The sequence below is a fragment of the Cedecea lapagei genome, assembly GCF_900635955.1.
Lineage (GTDB): Bacteria > Pseudomonadota > Gammaproteobacteria > Enterobacterales > Enterobacteriaceae > Cedecea > Cedecea lapagei.
The window spans coordinates 3,761,045-3,777,438 of the sequence record NZ_LR134201.1; the positions used below are offsets into that span (position 1 = coordinate 3,761,045).

At 56.2% G+C, this 16,394-nt stretch carries 10 protein-coding genes and 4 pseudogenes; 6 read left to right on the top strand and 8 right to left on the bottom strand.

The window, feature by feature from the left end; all coding sequences use genetic code 11:
• Positions 1-72: 72 nt before the first annotated feature.
• A complete protein-coding gene (gene dapD / locus EL098_RS18340; protein ID WP_016534961.1) occupies positions 73-897 on the top strand; it encodes a 2,3,4,5-tetrahydropyridine-2,6-dicarboxylate N-succinyltransferase in 825 nt (274 codons plus the stop codon).
• A gap of 110 nt (positions 898-1,007) precedes the next feature.
• Positions 1,008-1,398 (top strand): annotated as a pseudogene (locus EL098_RS18345) (DUF3461 family protein).
• A 57-nt stretch (positions 1,399-1,455) separates the two neighbouring features.
• Here the strand turns inward: EL098_RS18345 and degP are convergent.
• Positions 1,456-2,900, bottom strand: a pseudogene (gene degP / locus EL098_RS18350) (serine endoprotease DegP).
• 140 nt (positions 2,901-3,040) lie between these two features.
• Positions 3,041-4,556, bottom strand: a pseudogene (gene dgt / locus EL098_RS18355) (dGTPase).
• 94 nt (positions 4,557-4,650) lie between these two features.
• Between dgt and mtnN the strand changes: the two are divergent.
• The 3 genes and pseudogenes from mtnN to EL098_RS18370 all read left to right on the top strand — a co-directional run bounded on the left by mtnN (position 4,651) and on the right by EL098_RS18370 (position 6,786).
• Complete coding sequence (gene mtnN / locus EL098_RS18360; RefSeq protein WP_126357502.1) at positions 4,651-5,349, top strand: 5'-methylthioadenosine/S-adenosylhomocysteine nucleosidase; 699 nt, start codon at positions 4,651-4,653, stop codon at positions 5,347-5,349.
• A pseudogene (btuF, locus tag EL098_RS18365) lies at positions 5,342-6,143 on the top strand (vitamin B12 ABC transporter substrate-binding protein BtuF). The gene mtnN and the pseudogene btuF overlap by 8 nt, the downstream one beginning before the upstream one ends.
• Before the next feature lie 22 nt (positions 6,144-6,165).
• Positions 6,166-6,786 carry a TRIC cation channel family protein gene (locus EL098_RS18370; protein WP_126357503.1) on the top strand — a complete coding sequence of 207 codons (621 nt, stop codon included), beginning with the start codon at positions 6,166-6,168 and terminating at the stop codon, positions 6,784-6,786.
• Between the two features lie 53 nt (positions 6,787-6,839).
• Here EL098_RS18370 and erpA read toward each other — a convergent pair whose 3' ends face one another.
• Positions 6,840-7,184: an iron-sulfur cluster insertion protein ErpA gene (gene erpA, locus EL098_RS18375; protein ID WP_038475460.1), complete on the bottom strand. Its 345-nt coding sequence runs from the start codon at positions 7,182-7,184 to the stop codon at positions 6,840-6,842.
• Between the two features lie 80 nt (positions 7,185-7,264).
• Positions 7,265-8,686: a H(+)/Cl(-) exchange transporter ClcA gene (gene clcA, locus EL098_RS18380; protein ID WP_126357504.1), complete on the bottom strand. Its 1,422-nt coding sequence runs from the start codon at positions 8,684-8,686 to the stop codon at positions 7,265-7,267.
• A 177-nt stretch (positions 8,687-8,863) separates the two neighbouring features.
• Between clcA and hemL the strand changes: the two genes are divergently transcribed.
• A complete protein-coding gene (hemL, locus tag EL098_RS18385; RefSeq protein ID WP_126357505.1) occupies positions 8,864-10,144 on the top strand; it encodes a glutamate-1-semialdehyde 2,1-aminomutase in 1,281 nt (426 codons plus the stop codon).
• A gap of 138 nt (positions 10,145-10,282) precedes the next feature.
• On the opposite strand, the gene fhuB is transcribed toward hemL, so the two are convergent.
• The 4 genes from fhuB to fhuA are packed head-to-tail and all read right to left on the bottom strand — an operon-like array spanning position 10,283 to position 16,262.
• On the bottom strand, positions 10,283-12,262 hold the full coding sequence (gene fhuB / locus EL098_RS18390) for a Fe(3+)-hydroxamate ABC transporter permease FhuB (RefSeq protein WP_126357506.1): 1,980 nt from the start codon (positions 12,260-12,262) through the stop codon (positions 10,283-10,285).
• On the bottom strand, positions 12,259-13,158 hold the full coding sequence (gene fhuD, locus EL098_RS18395) for a Fe(3+)-hydroxamate ABC transporter substrate-binding protein FhuD (RefSeq protein WP_126357507.1): 900 nt from the start codon (positions 13,156-13,158) through the stop codon (positions 12,259-12,261). Before fhuD ends, fhuB begins: the two co-directional genes overlap by 4 nt.
• Positions 13,158-13,955, bottom strand: coding sequence for a Fe3+-hydroxamate ABC transporter ATP-binding protein FhuC (gene fhuC, locus EL098_RS18400; RefSeq protein WP_126357508.1), 798 nt, complete (start codon positions 13,953-13,955; stop codon positions 13,158-13,160). Before fhuC ends, fhuD begins: the two co-directional genes overlap by 1 nt.
• A 48-nt stretch (positions 13,956-14,003) precedes the next feature.
• Entirely contained in the window at positions 14,004-16,262 is a 2,259-nt protein-coding gene (gene fhuA, locus EL098_RS18405; protein ID WP_232012247.1) for a ferrichrome porin FhuA, read from the bottom strand.
• Positions 16,263-16,394 lie beyond the last annotated feature (132 nt).

Genomic DNA, 16,394 nt, shown 5'->3' on the forward strand with positions numbered 1-16,394 from the left:
GCCCGTGGGCGACAGTCAAGTTCCTCGTCGCCCATAAGTTGGAAGGTAAGTCACAATCAGGAAATATTCATCATGCAGCAGCTACAAAATGTTATCGAATCCGCTTTCGAGCGTCGCGCCGAGATCACCCCGGCAAATGTTGATACCGTGACCCGCGAAGCGGTAAATCAGGTGATTGCCCTGCTCGACAGCGGTGCGCTGCGCGTTGCTGAAAAAATTGATGGCCAGTGGGTCACTCACCAGTGGCTGAAGAAGGCGGTTCTGCTCTCTTTCCGCATTAACGACAATAAAGTTATCGAAGGCGCGGAAAGCCGCTATTTCGATAAAGTGCCGATGAAATTCGCCGACTACGATGAAGCGCGTTTCCAGAAAGAGGGCTTCCGCGTTGTGCCTCCTGCTGCGGTACGTCAGGGCGCCTTCATTGCACGTAACACCGTGCTGATGCCTTCCTACGTTAACATCGGTGCCTATGTAGACGAAGGCACCATGGTTGACACCTGGGCAACCGTAGGTTCTTGCGCTCAGATCGGTAAAAACGTTCACCTGTCCGGCGGCGTCGGCATCGGTGGCGTGCTGGAACCGCTGCAGGCAAACCCAACCATCATCGAAGACAACTGCTTCATCGGCGCGCGTTCTGAAGTGGTTGAAGGCGTGATCGTCGAAGAAGGTTCCGTGATCTCGATGGGCGTTTACATCGGCCAGAGCACCCGTATTTACGACCGCGAAACCGGCGAAGTACATTATGGCCGCGTACCGGCAGGCTCCGTGGTGGTTTCCGGCAACCTGCCGTCTAAAGACGGCTCTTACAGCCTGTACTGCGCGGTGATTGTGAAGAAGGTGGACGCCAAAACCCGCGGTAAAGTGGGCATCAACGAACTGCTGCGCACCATCGACTAAGTTTTTTGCACCAAAAGGCGGGTTATCCCGCCTTTTTTGCATCTGGCACTAGCGGAAAAGGAATTTTCCGTTAACTCTCTAATGGTTATTGATATTTAAGGGTACCGCTTATGTACGATAATTTAAAAAGTCTGGGTATTACCAATCCTGATGAAATCGATCGTTACAGCCTCCGGCAGGAAGCCAACAACGATATCCTGAAAGTCTATTTCCACAAGGATAAGGGCGAGTTTTTTTGCCAAAAGCGTGAAGTTTAAATATCCACGCCAGCGCAAAACCGTGGTGGCCGATGGCGTAGGCCAGGGCTACAAAGAAGTGCAGGAGATCAGCCCAAACCTGCGCTATGTGATCGATGAGCTCGATCAGCTTTGCCAGCGTGACCGCACCGAAGTCGATCTGAAGCGTAAGATCCTCGAGGATCTGCGTCACCTGGAGTCCGTGGTGACCAACAAGATCAGCGAAATTGAGTCCGACCTGGAAAAACTGACCCGCAACAAGTAAGTCCAGCCACTAACAAAAAGGGCCGCAATTGCGGCCCTTTTCAGTTCTGCTCAGGGATTACTGCATCAGCAGGTAAATCGACGAGTCACCGCGCTGGATGCTCAGCGCCATCACCGACGGCTTGCTGTCCATCACTTTACGCAGCTCGGCGATATTGTTCACCGCCTGCTGGTTCACGCCGACGATAATATCCCCTTTTTTCAGACCAATACGCGCGGCTGGCGAATTCGGTTTCACGCTGGTGACCTGCACGCCTTTCTGATCTTTACCGCTGCGGTTGCTCATCTCTGCCCCTTCAATACCGGTGAAGATAGTGGCGGCGTCAACCTGGTTCTGGGTGCTTTGCTGCAGCTCAAGGCTGACCGTCACCGGTTTGCCGTCGCGCAGCAGGCCCAGGGAAATTTTGCTGCCCACCGGCATTGAGCCCACTTCCGCACGCAGCGCGGCAAAGCTACTGATTGGTTTACCGTTCAGGGAGGTGATCACGTCACCGGCTTTGATCCCCGCTTTGGCAGCGGAAGAGTTCGGCATCACCTGGCTGACAAACGCGCCACGCTGGGCATCAACCTTCATCGCTTTCGCCAGCTCGGAGTTCAGCTCAGTTCCCATAATGCCCAGTTCGCCGCGGCGAACCTGGCCGAACTGCACCATCTGAGCGGTCAGGTTTTTCACCATGTTGCTCGGAATGGCAAAACCGATACCGATGTTGCCGCCGTCCGGCGCCAGAATCGCGGTGTTAATCCCGATAAGCTCGCCGTTCAGGTTAACCAGCGCGCCGCCCTGAGTTGCCGCGGTTGATCGCCGCATCGGTCTGGATAAAGTTTTCGTAGTTTTTCCACGTTCAGACCGCTACGGCCCAGCGCCGAAACGATACCGGAAGTCACGGTTTCACCCAGGCCATACGGGTTACCGATAGCCACGGTGTAGTCCCCTACGCGCAGCGCGTCGGAGTCGGCAATTTTAATCGCCGTCAGGTTTTTCGGATCCTGCAGCTGGATAAGCGCGATGTCAGAGCGCGGGTCTTTGCCCACCACTTTGGCGTCAAACTTGCGGCCATCGCTCAGCTGAACTTTGATCACGTTGGCATTATCCACCACGTGGTTGTTGGTGACGACATAGCCTTTCGCGGCATCAATAATTACCCCGGAGCCCAGCGCCATAAATTTCTGCTGCTGGCTGCCGCCGTCGGCCCCGCCTTCACCGCCGCCGCCCTGACAGAACGGAGAATTCTGGAACGGTGAACCGTCCTGGCAGAAAGGCGAGTTATCACCGAAGAACTGCTGGAAATTACGCCCCATACGCGGAGTATTTACCGTTGTGCTCCCTTCAACGTTGATACTCACCACTGAAGGCATCACCTGCTCCAGCATCGGCGCAAGGCTTGGCAGCGGCTGCGCAGCAGATGCAGAGGAGGCCGTCTCAGCGGCGGAGGCAGACATCGGACTCAGCGCCAAACCCAGACTAAGAGCCAGCGCACTCATTGCTAACGTGGTTTTTTTCATGGAATCATCTCAACTTTCAAATCAGGCAAAATTGCTGTGTTGGTACCATTCAGAGTGAAGTTTTACGCGCTAAGTTCAGCGCTTAAGTGCATGGAAAAAGTAAAAAATTATTGGTCATCTTTACAAAACTCCCGGAAGCCTCACTCCACCGCCATCAGCCGTCGATACTCATCCCAGGCATATAAATCGGTCATTCCGCTGATATAATCCTGGATAAGCCTTGCACGGAAATAGTATTCCCAAACGGAAAAATCAAGGCTTGCCGGATGCAAAGCGCTCACCGCCTCCACATAAGCAAGCCGATGTTTAGTCGAAAGTTTATGGAAAAGGCGCGACGCGATAGGCAGCCGGCGCAGGCTCTCCTTGCTAACCAGCTCCGTGAAGTCCTCGGTCGAAAGCTCGAGTAAGGGACTGTAAATATCCAGTAAACCACTGATTACCCGATAGCCCTGTAATTCCAGCTGTTCGATATCCGGGTGACTGAACACCTGACGTACGGCCACCTGCTTATACAGCTCAAGCAGCCGGGCAAACGGGCTATCGTCCTCCAGCAGCGCATGATTGAACTCGCCGGAGTAAATCGCCGGCAAATTGTCGATAAAGCGCTGGGCGGCATACGGCGCCAGCTTGTTCAACGTATTGACGCGAAGATACATAAAGAACTGATCTTCCGCGCTGCGCCGCATTTGGTTGGTGCGTGATTTATCCCAGGCATCTTTCACCACCAGCTCAAAGAGATCGCCCCGCTTCTGCTCGCCCCAGGCATCGCAAAGGTGCTGGTAGAGCTGCTCGACGCTGAAAATGCGTTTTTCGACGGCATCTTCCAGATCGGCTACGCAGTAAGAAATGTCGTCTGCCGCCTCCATGATCCAGGTCAGCGGGAAGCGGCTGTATTCGCCCAGATCCAGCTCTTTACGCAGGCGCGCGATATACCCCTCCTCCGACAGATAAAACCCCGGCTTTTTCATTAAATAAGCATGGCTGGCAGGTGGAGTTTGTGCAAACCAGGCCGGGCGGGTGTATTTGAGTATGCAGCCAACCTGCGCCCAGGTCAGGTTCATCCTTAGCAAACTATGCACCAGACGAATGCCCTGCGCGTTCCCCTCAAAGTGACAGAGATCCTGGCGAACTTTGCTGCGTAAAGCGTTTAATGACTCTTCGCCTTCGCGCAGCCGTAAAACATCGACTTTACAACGGTCGTCGCTGCAGGGCTGCCCGCCGCTGTCTTCGGGATGCAGGCGCTGGCGAAACCAGTCGTTTATCGCCGATTCGCCAAAAATGGCCGAACGGTGGATTGCCGATGTCATGCATCAGACAGGCCATTTCCACGATGCTTTCAAAGGGGCCGGTCAGCTCATCGAGACCATATTTTTCCAGCGCCTTTTGCTCTTTCAGGCGGCTGAGGATCTCTTTGGCAATGTAGCGCCCGACCTGCTGCACCTCCAGCGAATGGGTAAGACGGGTTCGCACGGCGGCATTACGCTCAAGCGGGAAGACCTGGGTTTTCTGCTGCAGACGGCGAATGGCCGGAGAGTTGATGATCCTGCCGCGATCGCTTTCGAAGATGCGCAGAATTTCCATTTCGCTCTTCACTCCTTCGGGCGAGCGGAAGCGTCGATGCCAGTTAATTTTCTTGCGGAAGTCTATTTCGCTCATGCCCACTCCTGTTCCGTTGATAAGGAGACTGTTTGCCATGATAGACTATGCCCCGAAAATCGAGTCATGTTCCACCACATTAGCGAGTATCTCTATGAAAGCAGGCATTATTGGTGCAATGGAAGAAGAAGTTACGCTGCTGCGTGACAAAATCGAAAACCGCCACACGCTGAGCATCGCCGGTTGCGAAATTTATACCGGAACGCTGAACGGCGTTGAAGTGGCGCTGCTGAAGTCCGGCATCGGCAAGGTTTCTGCGGCCATGGGTGCTACGCTGCTGCTGGAACACTGCAAACCGGACGTAATCATCAACACTGGCTCCGCAGGCGGTCTGGCGCCAACGCTGAAAGTGGGTGATATCGTGGTCTCCGACGAAGTCCGCTATCACGATGCAGACGTGACGGCCTTCGGCTATGAATATGGTCAGATGGCGGGCTGCCCGGCAGCTTTCGTTGCGGATAAAAAGCTTATCGACGCGGCAGAAACCTGCATTAAAGAGCTGGATCTCCACGCGGTTCGCGGCCTGATCGTCAGCGGTGACGCATTTATTAACGGCTCTGCTGCGCTGGAAAAAATTCGCCACAATTTCCCGCAGGCTGTTGCCGTAGAGATGGAAGCGACGGCTATCGGCCACGTATGCCATAACTTCAATACGCCGTTTGTTGTGGTGCGCGCCATCTCCGACGTAGCCGACCAGCAGTCTCACCTCAGCTTCGAAGAGTTCCTGGCCGTGGCCGCTAAGCAGTCCACCCTGATGGTGGAGAAACTGGTTCAGCAGCTGGCTCGTGGCTAAGCTGATCCTTTGGCGCGGGGCCACCGCCCTGCTCTTTTTTCTCCCGGCGCTGCTTTTTGCGGCGCCTCGGGTGATCTCTCTCTCGCCTGCCAATACTGAACTGGCGTTTGCTGCCGGCATCACTCCCATCGCGGTGAGCGCTTACTCTGATTACCCACCTCAGGCCAGGCAGATTGAACAGTTAGCCAACTGGCAGGGGGTGAATTTTGAACGCATTGTCGCCCTGAAACCGGACGCGGTACTGGCCTGGCGCGGCGGGAACCCCGACAGGCAGGTTAACCAGCTCGTGTCGCTGGGGATCAAGGTCATCTGGCTGGATCCTAAGAGCGTGTCTGACGTTGAGGCCGCGCTGCGCCAGCTGGCGCCGCTAAGTCCAGCGCCTGAAAAAGCGCTGAAGGCAGCAGCAGAGCTTTTCCCGGCAGTTTGCCGAGTTGAAAGCCCGCTACGCCCATACCCAGAGCAAGAAAGTGTTCCTGCAGTTCAGCCAGCAGCCGCTCTTTACCACCAGCAGAGCGTCGATTCAGAACGAAGTCGTTGAGCTATGCGGCGGGCAAAATATCTTTGCCGACAGCAGGATTCCCTGGCCCCAGGTGAGCCGTGAACAGGTGCTGATGCGTAAACCACAGGCTATTATTATTGCTGGCGATGAGAACAATATTCCGTCTGTGCGGCAGTTCTGGAGTAATCAGTTGCAGGTGCCGATCATTGCCGTCAATGATGACTGGTTTACACGTTCAGGCCCGCGTATTATCCTCGCCGCAAAACAGCTCTGCGAAGAGCTGGCGAAAGATTAACGTCATGCTCTGAGGGTCATACATGCTGGTCTATTGGCTGGATATTGTCGGTACCGCCGTGTTTGCTATTTCCGGCGTTTTATTGGCCGGGAAGCTGCGGATGGATCCCTTCGGCGTACTGGTGCTAGGGGTTGTTACAGCGGTAGGCGGCGGCACCATCCGCGATATGGCGCTCGCCAACGGCCCGGTGTTCTGGGTAAAAGATCCCACCGACCTCGTCGTCGCCATGGTGACCTGCCTGCTGACCATCGTGCTGATACGCCAGCCTCGTCGCCTGCCTAAATGGGTTCTTCCGGTGCTTGATGCCGTTGGCCTGGCCGTCTTTGTGGGAATTGGCGTTAACAAAGCTTTCCTGGCGCATACCAGCCCGCTGGTGGCTATCTGCATGGGCGTGCTGACCGGCGTAGGTGGCGGGATTATCCGCGACGTGCTGGCGCGTGAAATCCCAATGATCCTGCGAACCGAGATTTACGCCACCGCCTGTATTATCGGCGGTATCGTTCACGCTACGGCTTACCACACCTTCAGCGTCCCGCTGGATCAGGCAAGTATGATCGGTATGGTCGTGACGCTGGCGATTCGCCTCGCCGCGATACGCTGGCATCTTAAGCTGCCGACCTTTGCGCTAAATGAACGACAATAGCGATAAAAAAAAGCCGCGTTTGATACGCGGCTTTTTATTTCAGCAACTTACGGTTAGATGCTGAAGGAGGAACCGCACCCGCAGGTGCTTTTCGCGTTCGGGTTGGTCACCACGAAGCGGGAGCCTTCCAGGCCTTCGCTGTAATCTACAGCGCCGCCTACCAGATACTGCAGGCTCATCGGATCCACAACCAGAGCAACGCCCTGCTTCTCGATGGTCATATCGCCGTCGTTAATCTGGTCGTCAAAGGTGAAGCCATACTGGAAGCCGCTGCAACCACCACCGGTGATATAGACGCGAAGTTTCAGATCAGGGTTCTCTTCGTCTGCAATCAGACTTTTCACTTTATTCGCTGCTGCTTCGGTAAACTGCAGCGGCAGCGCTACGTCATCACTCATTTTTCGCTCCCAACAATAGACAAGTCGGGCAGAAAATAACCCGCACTTTAGCGGCATTATCTAATACCCTGGTAAATCGTTCAAGTATTCTGCCCGGCAGAAGCCAGTTCGCCCGCTCGCGCTTTCTCAGCCTCTTGTTTTGCCAGCGTTCTTGCCAGAATTACCGAGTATAAAGGTTTTCCGCCGAGGAATTGTGCCAACAGTGTCGCCCCAAGACAGGTGATGATCATTGGCAGAATGAGCTGATAATTGTCCGTCATCTCAAGCACCAGCACGATGGCGGTTAACGGCGCCCGTAAAGAAGCAGCCAGCAGCGCTCCCATCCCGGCAACAGCAAAAGTGCCCATATCAAGATGGTACGCCGGAAGCCAGGCTGCGCAAGCCATGCCGAAGGCGGTTCCCAGCAGCGTGCCGAGCGCTAGCATCGGGGCAAAAATACCGCCCGGTGCCCCGGAGGAGAAACAGAGCAGCGTCGTTATCACCCGAGCGACGAACAAGAACAGCAGCATGCCGAGGGTGTAGTTTCCCATTGCCGCAATGGGGATCAGGCTAAATCCGCCGCCGGCAGCAGCCTGCTGAATAAGGCCTAACACGCCGCAAAGCCCGCCTATTAGGCCACCAATCAGCACCCACTTATTCAGATTGCCGCCATGGATGCGCTGGAACATATCCTGAGCGCCAATCACCAGTCGGTTAAATACCACGCCTATAATGCCAAAGATCATGCCGAGGATCAGATACAGCCAAAGGGTGTTGACCGGCGCATCCGCCAGTTTCCCCATCTGAATGACCGTGGTTTCGGTATTAAAGATACGGAACACGATGCTCGACATAATCACGCCGATGAAGACCGCTTTTATCGAAATAAGGTTGTAGCGGAACTGGGTACGCATCTCCTCGATAATAAACAGAATACCGGCCAGCGGCGCATTAAACGCGGCGGACAGACCAGCGGCAGCGCCGGTAGCCAGCAGCGAGTGGCGGGCTTCCGCCCCTTTCAGGCGAAAAATGTCCGTGACCATACGTCCGATGTTGCCGCCGAGCTGAACGGTTGGCCCTTCGCGCCCCAGCACCATTCCCGCACCGAGCGTACCCATCCCGCCGATGAACTTGACCGGAATCACTCGCCACCAGCGCACCGGACGCAAATCTTCCAGCGCGCCTTCAATTTCAGGAATGCCCGATCCCCCCGCCTCTGGCGCAAAGCGACGCACCAGGAAATAGCCCACCATCGCCAGCAGCGCCGAGCTAATAAAAGCCAGCGGCCACACCAGCCATGCGCTGTCGGCGACATGTGCCAGTATGCCGATGCGGTGCTGCAATACCCAGTTGACCGATTTCTCAAACGCCACGCCGACCAGGCCTGCCAGGGTGCCGACAATGGCGGCCATTAATAAAATCATTAGCGGCATTTTGTCCTGGCCAATCAGGCGACGCAGCATAGCGCCGCGGCGCTGGCGGACGCTTTGCCGCGCATCGGCAGAATTATTGGCTAAATTCATCGTTCCAAACCGTTTGGTCATACAAATAAGGCGGGCATTTTACCCACGGATTGCGCCTTCGTCTTATTAAATTCCCTAATAAACCGTAACGTTTGATTTGGGCAAATATTTCAACGCAGCACGGGTTTCACATAGAATAGCCCGCTGTCACCATTTCCACGAATCAGGAGCCGATTCATGAGCAAGTCTGAAAACCTGTACGCCGCAGCCCGCCAGGTCATACCCGGCGGCGTTAACTCACCGGTACGCGCCTTTACCGGCGTGGGCGGTGTGCCCCTGTTTATTGAGCGTGCGGACGGGGCTTACCTGTATGACGCGGATGGAAAAGCCTATATCGATTACGTCGGCTCATGGGGCCCAATGGTGCTCGGCCACAACCATCCGGCGATCCGCAATGCGGTCATCGAAGCCGTTGAGCGCGGCCTGAGCTTCGGCGCGCCAACCGAAATGGAAGTGAAAATGGCGGAGCTGGTTTGCGAGCTGGTGCCAACCATGGACATGGTTCGTATGGTGAACTCCGGTACCGAAGCCACCATGAGCGCCATCCGCCTGGCCCGCGGCTACACCGGCCGCGATAAAATCATCAAGTTTGAAGGCTGCTACCACGGCCACGCGGACTGCCTGCTGGTGAAAGCGGGTTCCGGCGCGCTGACGCTCGGCCAGCCAAACTCTCCGGGCGTGCCGGCAGACTTTGCTAAACACACCCTGACCTGTACCTATAACGATCTGGCTTCCGTACGTGAAGCCTTTGAGCAATATCCGCAGGATGTTGCCTGTATCATCGTTGAGCCGGTTGCGGGCAACATGAACTGCATTCCACCGCATGCTGACTTCCTGCCGGGCCTGCGTGCGCTGTGCGATGAATTCGGCGCGCTGCTGATCATCGATGAAGTGATGACCGGCTTCCGCGTGGCGCTGGCTGGCGCTCAGTCTTACTACGACGTAGAGCCTGACCTCACCTGCCTCGGCAAAATCATCGGCGGCGGGATGCCGGTAGGCGCCTTTGGCGGCCGCCGCGAAATTATGGACGCGCTGGCGCCAACCGGTCCGGTTTACCAGGCTGGTACCCTGTCAGGTAACCCTATCGCGATGGCTGCAGGCTTCGCCTGCCTGACCGAAGTCTCTCAGCCAGGCATTCACCAGACGCTGACCGATCTGACCGAAATGCTGGCCAACGGCCTGCTGAATGCTGCAAAAGCAGAAAACATCCCGCTGGTAGTGAATAACGTCGGCGGCATGTTCGGCCTGTTCTTCACCGATGCCGAAACAGTGACCTGCTACAAAGATGTGGTGGCGTGTGACGTTGAGCGCTTCAAGCGCTTCTTCCACCTGATGCTGGAAGAAGGCGTTTACCTGGCGCCGTCTGCGTTTGAAGCGGGCTTTATGTCAGTGGCTCACAGCAAAGAAGATATTCAGAGAACCCTCGACGCGGCGCGTCGCGTGTTTGCAAAGCTGTAATCTTTACCCTCACCCCGGCCCTCTCCCTGGAAGGGAGAGGGGGAAAACAGCAGTTCCAGTGCCCTCTCCCCTTGGGGAGAGGGGGAGAACAGCGGTTCCAGTTCCCTCTCCCCCGGGGGAGAGGGTTAGGGTGAGGGGTTACCGACCCTGCTTTCTCAACAGATAAACGAAGTAAGGCGCGCCGATAAACGTCGCCAGCAGCCCCGCAGGAACCTGGCTCGGGAAGAGAATCATCCTGCCGCACCAGTCGGCCAGAATCATTAATATCCCCCCCAATATCCCGGCAACAGCCAGCTGCGGCATCGCCCTGCGGAACCCAAGCATGCGCGCAATATGCGGAGCCATCAGCCCGACAAAACTTAATGGTCCAACGATTAACGTCGCCATAGCCGTCAGCGTTGCCGCCAGCAAAAGCAGCGCAAAGCGCGATGGCGTCAAGGCCATACCAACCGCTCTTGCCGTCGCCCCGCCCAACGGTAAGATCACCAGCCAGCGGCGCAGCAGCGGCGTGATGGCTAACAGCCCGACCATGATCGCCAGCGTTCTCACGGCCTGTTCGCCGGTAACGTTATAGGTCGAGCCAGAAATCCAGGTTAGCAGCTTCGCCATACGCGGATCGCCGCTCGCCATCAGCATCATAAGCAGCATGGTAAAGGCGGTACTGAGCGCTATCCCGGCCAGCAGCATACGCTGAGGTGAGAAACCGCCTCGCCCGGCGGCGATCATGATGATCAGCAACGTGACCGCAGCGCCAAGGCTACCGGCAGGCAGCAGCCAGACAAAGGCATTCCCCGGCACGATAAACAGCATCAGCACAACGCCAAACGCTGCCCCGGAGCTAATCCCCAGAACTTCAGGACTTGCCATTGCGTTACCGGTTAACCGCTGGATCAGGCAGCCCGCCACCGCCAGCATCACGCCTGCGGTTAACGCAGCCATAACCCGAGGCCAGCGCCACGGCAGTACATCCTCAAAAAGCTCGCCGCTAAGCCAGCGCCAGCCATGGGCATCACGCCCCAGAGCCAGCGCGGCGACGACCACCAGCAGCAGAACGCCAAGGCCAATGAGAACCCACAGCAGCACACGCTGACGTTCGGCCTGAACGAAGTCCCCTGCGCTCATTGACGGCGCGCCGCTGGTGCGCAAACGCGGCAGCAGCCACAGCAAGATAGGCGCACCAATAAGCGCGGTAATCGTCCCGGTAGAGACTTCGCCCCACACGCTGGAGAGCCAGACCACAACCTGATCGGAGAGCCAGAGAATCAAAGCCCCAATCAGCGGCGCCAGGAACAAGCGAGCAGCCAGCCGACGAGCGCCCAACATTTTTGCCAGCAGCGGCGCAAACAGCCCGATAAATCCAACAATCCCGACCGCATTGACCAGTTGAGCACTAATCACAATAGCCAGCGCCAGCGTTGCCAGCCGCACCATAGAAAGCGCAAGGCCGAGATTACGGGCCACGCCATCGTCCAGCCCCATCAGCGTTAACGGACGCAGCAGCAAGAGCGTCAGCAGCAGCCCGCCCAGCAAACGCGGCCACAAGCTTTCAACGCTGCTCCAGTCCTGCTGGTTGAGCGAACCGGTACTCCAGAGGAACATATTCTGCAGCTGATCGTGATGGAAGATAGCCAGCAGCTGGTTAACCGCTCCGCAGTAGAGGCTCAGCACCAGCCCCGCGAGAATAAGCGTGACCGGTGACATACGCTTGCCCCAGGCAACACCAAAGACCAGCAGGCCAACAGCCCCCGCGCCAATGAGCGCTGCAAACGGCTGGACCGTCTGCGGAAGGACCCAAAGCGTGGCAACCGTGACGCCAAGCTGAGCACCGCTGGCGACGCCAAGCGTTGTCGGCTCGGCCAGCGGGTTACGCAGCACCTGCTGGAACAGCACCCCAACAAGTCCCAGACCGGCACCGACCAGAAGCGATATCGCCAGGCGAGGCAACAGGCTGAAGTGAAACAGCATCTGCTGAATATTATCGATATCCGGCGCGGCGAAGGCGCGGCGCCACTGCCCGGAAGGCAGCACACCGATCATGTTGTGCAGCGTCAGCCAGAGCGCGCAGGCAAACAGAGCCAGCAGCAGGCCGGCGGGGAAAATAAGCTGGCGTTTCATCATCCCAGCCTCCTCAGACCATCATCCAGCACGCGGGCAAAGTGCATCGCCGATACCGTCGTGCCATAGAGCCAGGCGGCCGGGATCTTCTGGAAACGGTTCTGGCGGATAAACGGCATCGCTTTCCACAGCGGCGTCGAGGTCACCTTACGCGCTATCGCTTCGTTTTTATGGTCAAAACACAGTACATCGGCCTCTTTGATCGCGGCCAGACGCTCGATGCCCACCACCGCGGTGCCCCAGAAGTTGGTCTCCTCCTGCCAGGCGCTCTCCACCCCCAGCAGCTCCATCACCTGCTGAAATAAGCTGTGTTTCCCCACCACCAGCGCATGGCGGGTATCTAAAAATGTCATCAGCAGAACCGGACGGTTGCCGCGAGCGCTGAAGCGAGGCTTCATGCTGGCAATAAATGCATCAAACTCAGCTAAATGCTTACTGGCAGCTTGCTGCATCCCAAGTGCATCGCCCAGCTGAATTAAAGACTTTCTCGCCGTATCCAGCGGCTTACCGGAACCGTCGTTGAAACTGAACCCCAGCCCTGGCGCAATACGGGTAATTTTTTCCGGCGAAGGGCCGTAGCCCGCAGAGTAGAGAATTAAGGACGGTTTTAGCTGGGCCATCAGCTCGAGGTTCGGTTCGGTGCGAAGGCCAACATCAATCACGCCTTCCGGCAGCTTAGGTTCGTTTACCCAGACCTGGTAATTAGGGATGTCTGCCACGCCCATTGGCGTCACGCCGAGCGCCATTAACAGCTCAACGGGCAGCCACTCCAGCGCGATAATGCGTTTGGCATCCGGAACCGCCGCTCGTGCAGCAGGGAGCTTTAGCAGCAGCGGAGAAAGCGCCATCGCCGCGAGAAGGCGGCGACGGGTCAAAAGAAAGTCATTCATACCGCTCATCAATAAACAAAACTTACCGGCGCAGCCCCCGCCGGGTGCGGCAGGATGCCCATCGGAATACCGTAGATGCGCTCCAGCGTATCGCTTTGCATCATCGCCTCTGGCGTGCCCTGGGCGATCATTTCGCCGCCGCGCAGCGCCACCAGGTTATCGCAATACCGCGCAGCCATATTGATATCGTGCAGAACGGCAACCACCGTCAGGCCGCGCTCCTGGCTGAGACGATGGATCAGCGCCAGCACATCCACCTGATGGGCAATATCCAGCGCAGAAGTTGGCTCATCAAGCAATAAACAGCGGCTATCCTGCGCCACCAGCATAGCGATCCATGCACGCTGACGCTCGCCGCCGGACAGGCTATCCACCAGGCGATGGGCAAACGGCTTCAGCCCCACCAGGCTAATCGCCTCATCCACCAGCTCACGATCGGCCACGCCAAAGCGCCCTAATGCTCCGTGCCACGGATAGCGCCCAATCGCCACCAGCTCGCGGACCGTCATGCCCTCGGCGGCCGGCAGCTGCTGGGGAAGATAGGCGACCTGGCGGGCAAAAGCTTTACTGCCCCAGCTGTCCAGCGGCTGCGAGTTAAGCAGGATCTCGCCGTCCGACGGCTTCTGGTGGCGGCCCAGCATTTTCAGCAGCGTCGATTTACCGGAACCGTTGTGGCCAATCAGGGCGGTGACTTTGCCCACCGGGAAGGTGATAGAGAGCGGATGAAGTAACGTGCGGCCGGGCACGCGGAACGTGACATCGGTGAGGCTAAAAGTGGTGTCGGGATGGAGGTGTTTATCCTGCATAGTCGCCATCTTAGTAAAGGGCACGGCGTACCGTGCCCGTGAGACAAGTTAGAAGCGGAAGGTTGCGGTAGCAACCACCTGACGCTCAGCGCCCCAGAAACAGCCGTAGGTTTCAAAGCAGCTGGCAACGTATTCACGGTCAAGCAGGTTATTGACGTTTACCGCAATGCTGGATCCGTTCAGGCCGAAGCGACCAAGATCATACTTCACGACCGCATCCATCACCGCTGCGCTACCCCACCTTAAAGGTATTAGCCGGATCGCCATAGCTGGAACCGAGGAAACGCCCCCGGTCCCCAGCGTCAGGCCGCTCAGCACGCCGCTGTTAAAGGTATAATCACCCCACAGGGAAGCCATATGTTTAGGCACCTGCTCAGGCGTATTACCTTTAAGCGTGGTATCCGTCGTGTACTCCGCATTAGTGTAGGTGTAAGACGCGGTTACGTTGATATTGGCGTTAACCGCCGCCTTCGCTTCCAGCTCTACGCCACGAGAACGAATTTCGCCACCCTGAATGGAGAAGAAAGGATTGGTTGGATCCTTCATCAGGTTGTCAGATTTGGTCAACTGGTAAACCGCACCAGTAATCACCACCGGCATATCCTTCGGAACGTATTTCACACCAGCTTCGTATTGCTTACCTTTAGAAGGTTTAAATACATTGCCGCTCGCGGAAGCCGCGGTATTAGGCTCAAAGGATTCGCTGTAGCTAACGTACGGTGAAACACCGTTATCGAACAAATAGTTCACGCCAACACGGCCAGTAAACTGTCCGTCGCTGCGCTCTTTTATACCGGCAAACTGGCCGCGAGTAATGGCCTGCTGCTGCACCCAGTCATAACGACCACCGGCAGTCAGAATAAATTTATTCCATTCCGCCTGATCCTGGAGATAAACACCGGTCTGACGCTGTTTATTAACGACAGAGTAAGCGCCGGAATTATTAGGATCCTTGCTGCCAAAATCGAAGTAATCGGAGCCAGGATTGTAGAGGTCTAACAGCGGCACGGAACCGTCGTAGCCAAACCAAGAGTTAATGTCATTACGCATACGCATGAAATCAACGCCGGTCAGCAATGTATGCTCTACAGCGCCTGTATCAAACTTGCTCTGAAGTTGAGTATCAACGGAGAAGTTCTGCAGTTTTTCATTATCAACAACGTATTTACGGGCCAGGTAACGGCCCTTATCAGATGGCGCCAATGCGTTACACAGTGCATTACCGGAGTTGGCCTTATCTGAACAAACGCCGTAACCATACACGCTATTCTGCGTAGTTTTATTCTCAGCAAAGCGCAGGTTTTGACGCACGGTGAAAGTGTCATTGAAACCGTGTTCAAAGCTATAGCCCACCATCTTCTGATTGCGCGTATAGCTATTGTTCTTCGCACCTTCGTTGAAATCAGTTCCCAGACGTTTGCCATTGGGTAGCGGCTCAACCGTCCCTTCCTTCGGCAACCAGCCGTAATAGCCAGTAGCGGGTTCATTTTGAAAGTTAGACAAGAAGGTGAAATTGGTTTTGTCGTCAGGACGCCAGGAGAAGGATGGCGCAATCGCGTAACGTTTCTGTTTCGCGCCTTGTTGCTGTTCATCATTAGAGCGTGCCACGCCGGTCAGGCGGTAAGAGTAAACCCCGGCATCATCTAACGCATCGCTAAAGTCGAACCCGGTCTGGTACAGGTTATCCGTACCCATTTTGAACTGGATCTCATGCAGCGGCTCAGTCGTCGGACGCTTACTGACCATATTCACAATACCGCCGGGGCTGCTTTTGCCGTAAAGCACGGACGTTGGCCCGCGCATTAGCTCAACGCGCTCCAGCATATAAGGATCAATAACCGCGTCGTTATAGAAATCTCCCTGCATTTTCAGGCCGTCCAGATAGTTGTTCTGGCTCAGGCCCACGGAAGAGAAACCGCGAATAATAACGAAGTCATAGTTATTTGAAGCACCACGGCTGCTTACCGTTACGCCCGGCGTATAGCCCAGCGCCTCTTTCACAGACTGGAATTGATGCATCTGCATCTCTTCGCTGGTCACCACCGAAATTGACTGCGGAGTCTTTTCAATGGGGGTGTCGGTTTTGGTCGCCGTGGCCGTGCGTTTGGCCGCGATGGTTGGCGATGGCCCCCATGCGCTTTCAGCCGGTACCGCCGTAGCGGAAACGGTTATTGTGTCTTCTTTTTGGGTCGTGCCGGTATCCGCTGCGAAGCTATTTACGCTGACGGTGCCCACCGCCGCCGCCACGAAGAGGGCAAGCTTGCGGACAGGGTGTTTGGCTGGCTGGCCAGGGAGTGAACGCGCCATGATATTTTCTCTGGTGAAATCGTAAATGATAACGTAAACGATAATTATTATTATGCTCGCGGGATAATAGACGAAAGGATCGATGCATAGCAAGCGCTTCACCACCCCACGCTGACTAAGGGGACAGGAAAT

Coding starts and splice junctions, on each gene's coding strand:
- dapD (WP_016534961.1), top strand. CDS start 73: ATGCAGCAGCTACAAAATGTTATCGAATCCGCTTTCGAGCGTCGCGCC.
- mtnN (WP_126357502.1), top strand. CDS start 4,651: ATGAAAGCAGGCATTATTGGTGCAATGGAAGAAGAAGTTACGCTGCTG.
- EL098_RS18370 (WP_126357503.1), top strand. CDS start 6,166: ATGCTGGTCTATTGGCTGGATATTGTCGGTACCGCCGTGTTTGCTATT.
- erpA (WP_038475460.1), bottom strand. CDS start 7,184: ATGAGTGATGACGTAGCGCTGCCGCTGCAGTTTACCGAAGCAGCAGCG.
- clcA (WP_126357504.1), bottom strand. CDS start 8,686: ATGAATTTAGCCAATAATTCTGCCGATGCGCGGCAAAGCGTCCGCCAG.
- hemL (WP_126357505.1), top strand. CDS start 8,864: ATGAGCAAGTCTGAAAACCTGTACGCCGCAGCCCGCCAGGTCATACCC.
- fhuB (WP_126357506.1), bottom strand. CDS start 12,262: ATGATGAAACGCCAGCTTATTTTCCCCGCCGGCCTGCTGCTGGCTCTG.
- fhuD (WP_126357507.1), bottom strand. CDS start 13,158: ATGAGCGGTATGAATGACTTTCTTTTGACCCGTCGCCGCCTTCTCGCG.
- fhuC (WP_126357508.1), bottom strand. CDS start 13,955: ATGCAGGATAAACACCTCCATCCCGACACCACTTTTAGCCTCACCGAT.
- fhuA (WP_232012247.1), bottom strand. CDS start 16,262: ATGGCGCGTTCACTCCCTGGCCAGCCAGCCAAACACCCTGTCCGCAAG.